The following is a 290-nucleotide window of genomic DNA, read 5'->3' as shown; positions in this document are numbered from 1 at the left end:
ATATAAAGGTATCAATTAACCATTGCTGCTCTTGCTCAGCCAGTAATGGTTTGGGCTTAAATAACGCTAACATAGCTTACTCTCGCTCTTGCCCAAGCGCCCATTGCCATGCTTGTGTATTGTATAATGGTACAGTAGATAACGCATGATGATGACTCCCCGTAGACTCTTTAGTCGAGTACGACAAATACAGTAAGGTATGTGCTTTAGCATCGTAAATACGACGCACTTTTAATGATTTAAACAAAATACTTTTAGATGATTTAAATACCACTTCTCCAGATTTACTC

At 38.3% G+C, this 290-nt stretch carries 1 protein-coding gene; it reads right to left on the bottom strand.

What is annotated here, in order from left to right; translation table 11 throughout:
- Window positions 1-76 precede the first annotated feature (76 nt).
- On the bottom strand, window positions 77-290 hold a 214-nt coding region (locus AAEY79_RS14460; protein WP_352288979.1), incomplete at its 5' end, for a CreA family protein.

Origin of the sequence: Psychrobacter sp. GW64-MNA-CIBAN-0177 (genome assembly GCF_040309585.1) — a bacterium.
Lineage (GTDB): Bacteria > Pseudomonadota > Gammaproteobacteria > Pseudomonadales > Moraxellaceae > Psychrobacter > Psychrobacter okhotskensis.
The sequence above is the reverse complement of the archived record's forward strand: the minus strand, read 5'-3'. Positions and strand labels throughout refer to the sequence as shown.